Here is a 6630-nt window from a genome sequence, read left to right as displayed (position 1 = left end):
AGCCCGCCGCCGCGCAGGCGGCCGCCCAGGCGGCCGGCGCCACGCCGGCCCTGGCCGGCGCCGCCGGCGTGCCGGGCCTGCCTGGCGCTGCCGCCGTGGCCGGCGCCCTGCCCGGCGTCGAGGGGGCCGGGCCCGGCATGCCGGTGGTGCCGCTGCTGGAAAATTACGACTTGCCGCCGGCCGGTTCGCCGGTGGACGTGATGGTCGATCACTTGAAGGTGCTGGCGGAGAAGGAACCCGAACGCGTCGCCGAAGTCGTCAAACAATGGATGCAGAAAAATGGCCGAACTCAATAGCATACAAGAGTCCCAGGAACCGCAGCCGGTCTACCTGACCCCGGTCGAGCAGGCCGCCATCGTGCTGCTGAGCATAGGCGAGGAGCCGGCCGCGGCCGTGCTGCGCTGCCTGTCGCGCGAGGAGTTGCTGGAGGTGACCCAGGTCATGTCGCGCATGAGCGGCATCAAGGTCGAGTCCGTCAAGCACGCGATGCAGACCTTCTTTGACGACTACCGCCAGCAATCGGGCGTGCACGGCGCCTCGCGCAGCTACCTGAAGCGCTCGCTGGACCTGGCGCTGGGCGGCGACATCGCCAACACCGTGCTCAACAGCATCTACGGCGACGAGCTGCGGCCCAAGATGGCGCGCCTGCAATGGGCCTCGCCCAAGTGGCTGGCCGAGTACATCTCCAACGAGCACGTGCGCATGCAGGCCGTGTTCCTGGCCTTCCTGCCGCCCACGCTGGCCGGCCAGATCATCGACGCCCTGCCCGTCGAGGGCCGCGACCTGGTGCTGCTGAACCTGGCGCGCCTGGACGAGATCGACCGCGACCTGCTGCTCGAGCTCGACCAGCTCGTCATGCGCTGCCTGGGCACGTTCGACATGCAGAGCACCAGCGTGGAGGGGATACGCCAGGCCGCCGAGATCCTCAACCGCCTGCCCAGCAACCGGGCCCAGATGGTCGAACTGCTGCGCGCCCACGACCCCGAGGTGGTGGCCCAGATCGAACTGTCGATGTACGACTTCTTCATCCTGTCGACCCAGTCCGAGGTGGCCATCACCCGCATCATCGAGGAGGTGCCGCTGGAGCAGTGGGCCATCGCGCTCAAGGGCGCCGAGGTGTCGATCCGCGACGCCGTGCTCAAGACCATGCCCAAGCGCCAGGCGCAGGCGTTCGAGGACATGATGCGGCGCGCCGGCCCCATCCCCATGTCGCGCATCGAGCAGACGCGCCAGGAGATCATGGCCACCGTCAAGGCGCTGGCCGACGCCGGCGAGATCGAGATCCAGCTGTTCGCCGAGGCGGTGGTCGAATGAAGCAGTTCCGCCCCTACCGTTTCCCGCCGCTGTCGCAGGTGATGTCCGCCAGCGTGCGGCCGCACGGCAACGCGGGCGACGGCGCCGCCTGGCAGGCCTCGGTCAGCCAGGGCTTCGAGCAGGGCCAGCGCGACGGTTACGAGATCGGCTTGACGCGCGGCCAGGAGGATGGCTTCGAGGCCGGCCGCGCGCAGGGCCTGGAACAGGGCCGCACCGAGGGCCGGCACGAGACGCTGGTGGCCTACGACCAGCTGGCCCGTCCGGTGGACGCGATGCTGAAAAGCCTGAAGAAGCTGCGCGCCGACTACCGCGCGGCCCAGCGCAAGGAGGTGGTGGACCTGGTGGCCAAGGTGGCACGCCAGGTGATCCGGGCCGAACTGGCCCTGCAGCCGGTGCAGATCATGGCGCTGGTGGACGAGACGCTGGCCTCGATGCCGCCCACGCGCGAGGAGATCGACGTCTACCTGAACCCCGAGGAATTGAAGCGCATCAGCGAGCTCGACCCCAAGCGCGCCAAGCGCTGGAACCTGATCGGCGACGCCCGCCTCGACGCCGGCGAATGCCGGATCAAGGCCGGCGACAACGAGGTCGACGCCGGCTGTCATCAACGGCTTGCCGCCGTCATGGAACAGGTCGATAATCAATTGCAGGCTGCCGACGGCGGCGACGACGACACCGAGAGCGAAGAATGATCGCTGACGCGCTGCGCAATCTGGAACTGGACGCCGTGCCCGTGGCCACCCCGACCGGGCGGCTGGTGGGCGCCTCCGGCCTGCTGCTCGAGGCCGCCGGTTGCCGCCTGCACACGGGCCAGCGCTGCCAGATCGAGACCGTGGGCGGCCCCTGGCTGGACGCCCAGGTGGTCGGCTTCCGCGACAAGCTGTCGTTCCTGATGCCGTTCAAGAAGGCCACCGGCCTGACCACGGGCGCGCGCGTGCTGCCCTCGCCCGACAAGGTCAGCCTGCAGATCGGCCCCGGCTGGCTGGGCCGCATGGTCAACGGACTGGGCGAGCCGATCGACGGGCTGGGCAAGCTGGGCGGCGAATTCCCGCTCGACGCCCAGCCGCCGCGCATCCATCCGCTCAGGAAGCAACCGGTGACCGAGGCGCTCGACGTGGGCGTGCGCGCCATCAACGGCATGCTCACGCTGGGCAAGGGCCAGCGCGTGGGCCTGATGGCCGGCTCGGGGGTCGGCAAGTCCGTGCTGCTGGGCCTGATCACGCGCCAGACCGTGGCCGACGTGGTGGTGGTGGGCCTGATCGGCGAGCGCTCGCGCGAGGTGCGCGAATTCGTCGACATGTCGCTCGGCAAGGAAGGCCTGTCCAAGGCGGTGCTGGTGATCGCGCCGGCCGACGAGAGCCCGCTGATGCGCATCATGGCCACCGAACTGTGCCATTCGATCGCGGCCCACTACCGCGACCAGGGCAAGAACGTGCTGCTGCTGGTCGATTCGCTGACGCGCTACGCGATGGCGCTGCGCGAGGTGGCGCTGGCGCTGGGCGAGCCGCCGGCCACCAAGGGCTATCCGCCGTCGGTGTTCTCCAGCCTGCCGCAACTGGTGGAGTCGGCCGGCAACGGCGAGAACCCGGCCGGCAGCATGAGCGCCATTTACACCGTGCTGGCCGAGGGCGACGACCAGCAGGACCCGGTGGTCGACACCGCGCGCGCCATCCTCGACGGCCACATCGTCATGACGCGCGAACTGGCCGAGCGCGGCCACTACCCGGCCATCGACATCGGCGCCTCGATCAGCCGTTGCATGAACCAGATCATCAGCAAGGAACACGTGCAGGCCGCGCGCGCCATGAAGGCCGCCATGGCCCGCCACGACCGGGTGCGCGACCTGATCCCGCTGGGCGCCTATGTGCCGGGCGCCGATCCCGTCACCGACCATGCCGTCAAGCTGCATCCCCATATCGAGGAATACCTGTGCCAGGGCACCAAGGAAGCGGCGCCCTTCCCCGCCTGCGTCGAGCAACTTGAGAGGTTGATGACATGAACCAGCACATGATACGCAATCTGAGCACCCTGGTCGCGCTGCGCAACACGGAGGTGGAGCGGCTGCAGACGGAGATGGCGGAAAAGACCAGCTTGCGCGAACGCTATCAGAAGAACCTCGACCGCCTGACGGGCCTGTACACCAACAGCGGCGCCAGCGGCAACCTGCCACTGGCGCTGGCCGGCAACTGCGGCGACTACAAGCAGGCCGTGATGCAGATGGCCGACAACCACCGGCTCGACCTGCACATGCACGAGGCCGACATGGCGGTGTCGCAGCAGGCGCTGAACGCGGCCTGGGTCAAGCGCGAAGTGCTGGACAAGGTGCTCGACAAGCAACAGAAGGCCGTGCGCCAGCAGCACGCGGCCAAGGAACGCAAGCAGCATGACGAACTGGCAACGCAACTGTGGTTCCGTGGCCAGAAATAGGGCCGGCGCCGGGCATGACACGATTTTTTTCGGATTATTTTCATATGGAAACGATTTGGGTCGCCTTATAACAAGGTACACTTCCTAATACTTTCCCTGGAGCACGATCATGTCCGTCATCAACAGCCCCACCTACGATCCGGTCACCACCGCCACCAACCTGGCCACCTCGTACATCGCCGGCAGCAAGGCGATCCTCGATGACCAGACCAGCACGGCCAACGCCACCGCCAACGCGCTCAGTTCGCTGAACGCGGCCATGGGCGCGTTCCAGACGGCCATCAGCGGCCTGGCCTCGGTGACCACCTCCGTGATGGCCAACAGCGCCACCTTCAGCAGCGCCGTGGGCACGGCCAGCGCCAACGCCAGCGCCGTGGCCGGCACCTATTCGTTCTATGTGGAACAGCTGGCCACGGCCGGCCAGGTGGCCTACGGCAACGTGGCCGACAGCACGGCCGCCGGCGCCGGCACCCTGAACGTCACGCTGGCCAACGGCAGTTCGTTCCAGATCGACCTGGCCAACGCCGACACCAACCACGACAACGTGCTGTCGGCCAAGGAGGTGGCGGCCGCCATCAACATCGCGGCCGGCAATAATTCGAGCGTGACGGCCTCCACCCTGAACGTGAACGGCCAGACCACGCTGGTGCTGAGCGCCAACCAGACCGGCGCGGCCAACGCCGTCTCGCTCGACGTGTCGGGCGTGACCGACCCCGGCCTGCAGGCGGCGCTGGGCGCCGGCAACCAGAAGACCATCGCGACGGCCCAGGACGCCATCGTGTGGATCGGCGCCCAGGGCACGGGCACCAAGGTGCAGCAGGCCTCGAACACCTACAACCTGATCGACAACGTGTCGATGACGTTCACCAAGGCCCAGGCGGTGGGCGAGGCGCCGGCCACGCTGACCGTCGGCAACGACCTGAGCGGCACCAAGGCCAATGTGCAAAGCTTCATCGACGCCTACAACAAGCTCAACGCCGTGCTCAACACGCTGACCCAGACCGCCGACAGCAGCAAGAACGTGGCCTCGGGCCCGTTCGCGTCCGACGCCGGCGTGGCCGCGCTGCGCAGCCGCATGGTGGCGGCCGTGCGCACGCTGGACGCCAACGGCCAGTCGCTGGTGGCCTACGGCATCACGGCCCAGCGCGACGGCAGCCTGGCCCTCGACAGCAGCCGCCTGACCAAGGCCATCGCCGCCAATCCGACCGGACTCGACGGCTTGTTCGGCCGCGCCAGCGGCACCAGCGGCGGCACCGGCGCGCTCGGCGCGCTCAACAAACTGATGGACCAATGGACCAATTCGGCCACCGGCCAGATCGGCACCCGCAAGACCTCCGTCGGCAAGCTGCAGACGGCGCTCACGGACCGCCAGGCCACGCTGCAGACCCAGTACGACAGCGCCTACAAGCGCTACCTCGGCCAATTCACGGCGCTGCAGCAGTTGCAGTCGCAAATGAACAGCAATTCCAACCTGTTTACCGCCCTGTTCTCATCGAACAGCAGTAACAGTTGACGGGGCCGGGGGCCCGCCCCCGCGCCGCGTCTTTCTCTCTATGGTGAACATCATGATGAATCAAGAAGCCTACGGTTCCTACCACGCCGTCAACCTGGAAGCCCAGACCGCCCGCGCCACGCCGGTCGAACTGGTGCTGGTGCTGACCGACGGCCTGCTGGAGGAGCTGGCGCGCGCGCGCGGCCACATCGTCGGCAAGCGCTACGAGCTCAAGGCCAACAGCCTGAACAAGTGCACGGAGATCATCAACGGGCTGTCGAGCTCGCTGGACTTCGAGCATGGCGGCGAGGTGGTGGCCAACCTGGGCCAGCTCTACGACTACTGCGCGGCGCGCCTGTACAAGGCCGGCGTCAGCATGGACCCCGAGATCATCGACGAAGTGACGCGGCTGCTGACCACCATCAAGCAGGGCTGGCTGGGCGTACAGGCCAAGAATGGATAGGCAACGGGCCTTGCTACGCCTGGCCAACAAGCTGCGCGCCGCCCTCGCCGCCGACGACTGGCAGGCGCTGGCGGCGATTAACGTTTCCATGGCCGCAGCCCTGCCCGCCATGGCCGGCCAGGCCCCGTGGAGCCCGGCCGAGCAGGCGGCCCTGGCCACGTTGCAGCAGCTGCACCACCAGGCCACCGCGCGCTGCGACGCGGCGGTGGCCGACATGAGCAAACGATTACAAGCAATGCAAACCAATAAAGAAGGCTGGATCGCCTACGCCTTGAGCAACGACAGCCCCGACCCGGATACCCCAGCATGACCTTCATGACCAGCACCGCCGCACCCGCCCCCTCCGCCGCGTCCACGGCGTCCGCCCCACCGGCGGCCGTCGCGGGCGCCCCTGCCGCCGCGCCCGACAGCGCCGCCGCGCTGCCCTTGTTCGCCCAGCTGCTGAACCTGACCCCGGACGATGCCGCGCCGGCCGCCCAGGACGACGCCGGCCCCGCCCCGGCCGCCGATGACGGCGCCCCGGCCGCGCCCGTCGCCGACGGCAGCGCCGCCATGGCGTCCATGGCCGCCACCATGCTGGCCGTGACGCTCCCGCCGCCGGCCGGCCAGCCGACGGCCGGCGCCGACGCGCCGCCCGGCGCGCGCGTCGACGCCCTCGCCACCAGCGCCGCGCTGAACGGCGCCAGCGCCCGGCTGGACCTGAGCACGGCCGGCGTGGCCGTGCTGGCCAGCGGCGCCGCGCCAGCCGCCACTGCGCCGGCGCCGGCCGCCGCCAACAACGCGCCCGCCACCAACGGCGCCACGGCCGCCGCCCGCACCGCCGCCGAGACCGCGCAGACCGTCGCGGCCAGCGCCGAAGCGCCGGCCGCCGGCATCGCCGGCATCGCCGGCACCGCCAGCATCGCCAGCCGCGCCGCTGTCTCTTCTCCACATC

At 69.2% G+C, this 6630-nt stretch carries 7 protein-coding genes and 2 pseudogenes; all 9 read left to right on the top strand.

Annotated elements, in window-relative coordinates:
* A pseudogene (locus AC1RQG_RS27655) lies at nt 1–296 on the top strand (flagellar basal-body MS-ring/collar protein FliF); the annotation flags it as partial.
* Entirely contained in the window at nt 280–1314 is a 1035-nt protein-coding gene (locus AC1RQG_RS27650; protein WP_493136598.1) for a flagellar motor switch protein FliG, read from the top strand. The pseudogene AC1RQG_RS27655 and the gene AC1RQG_RS27650, both read left to right, overlap by 17 nt.
* On the top strand, nt 1311–2006 hold the full coding sequence (gene fliH / locus AC1RQG_RS27645) for a flagellar assembly protein FliH (protein ID WP_493136596.1): 696 nt from the start codon (nt 1311–1313) through the stop codon (nt 2004–2006). Before AC1RQG_RS27650 ends, fliH begins: the two co-directional genes overlap by 4 nt.
* Entirely contained in the window at nt 2003–3313 is a 1311-nt protein-coding gene (fliI, locus tag AC1RQG_RS27640; protein WP_493136594.1) for a flagellar protein export ATPase FliI, read from the top strand. The genes fliH and fliI overlap by 4 nt, the downstream gene beginning before the upstream one ends.
* Nucleotides 3314–3321: 8 nt before the next feature.
* Entirely contained in the window at nt 3322–3741 is a 420-nt protein-coding gene (fliJ, locus tag AC1RQG_RS27635; RefSeq protein ID WP_493136592.1) for a flagellar export protein FliJ, read from the top strand.
* Between the two features lie 109 nt (nt 3742–3850).
* Nucleotides 3851–5254 carry a flagellar filament capping protein FliD gene (gene fliD / locus AC1RQG_RS27630; RefSeq protein ID WP_493136590.1) on the top strand — a complete coding sequence of 468 codons (1404 nt, stop codon included), beginning with the start codon at nt 3851–3853 and terminating at the stop codon, nt 5252–5254.
* A 52-nt stretch (nt 5255–5306) separates the two neighbouring features.
* Complete coding sequence (gene fliS / locus AC1RQG_RS27625) at nt 5307–5696, top strand: flagellar export chaperone FliS (protein ID WP_493136588.1); 390 nt, start codon at nt 5307–5309, stop codon at nt 5694–5696.
* Nucleotides 5689–6006 (top strand): hypothetical protein, encoded by a 318-nt coding sequence (locus tag AC1RQG_RS27620; RefSeq protein ID WP_493136586.1) that lies wholly within the window; start codon nt 5689–5691, stop codon nt 6004–6006. Before fliS ends, AC1RQG_RS27620 begins: the two co-directional genes overlap by 8 nt.
* A pseudogene (locus AC1RQG_RS27615) lies at nt 6003–6630 on the top strand (hypothetical protein); the annotation flags it as partial. The gene AC1RQG_RS27620 and the pseudogene AC1RQG_RS27615, both read left to right, overlap by 4 nt.

This window comes from Rugamonas sp. GW822-FHT03B10 (genome assembly GCF_058801745.1).
Note: the sequence above shows the minus strand (reverse complement) of the source record. Positions and strands in the feature narration are given on the sequence as shown.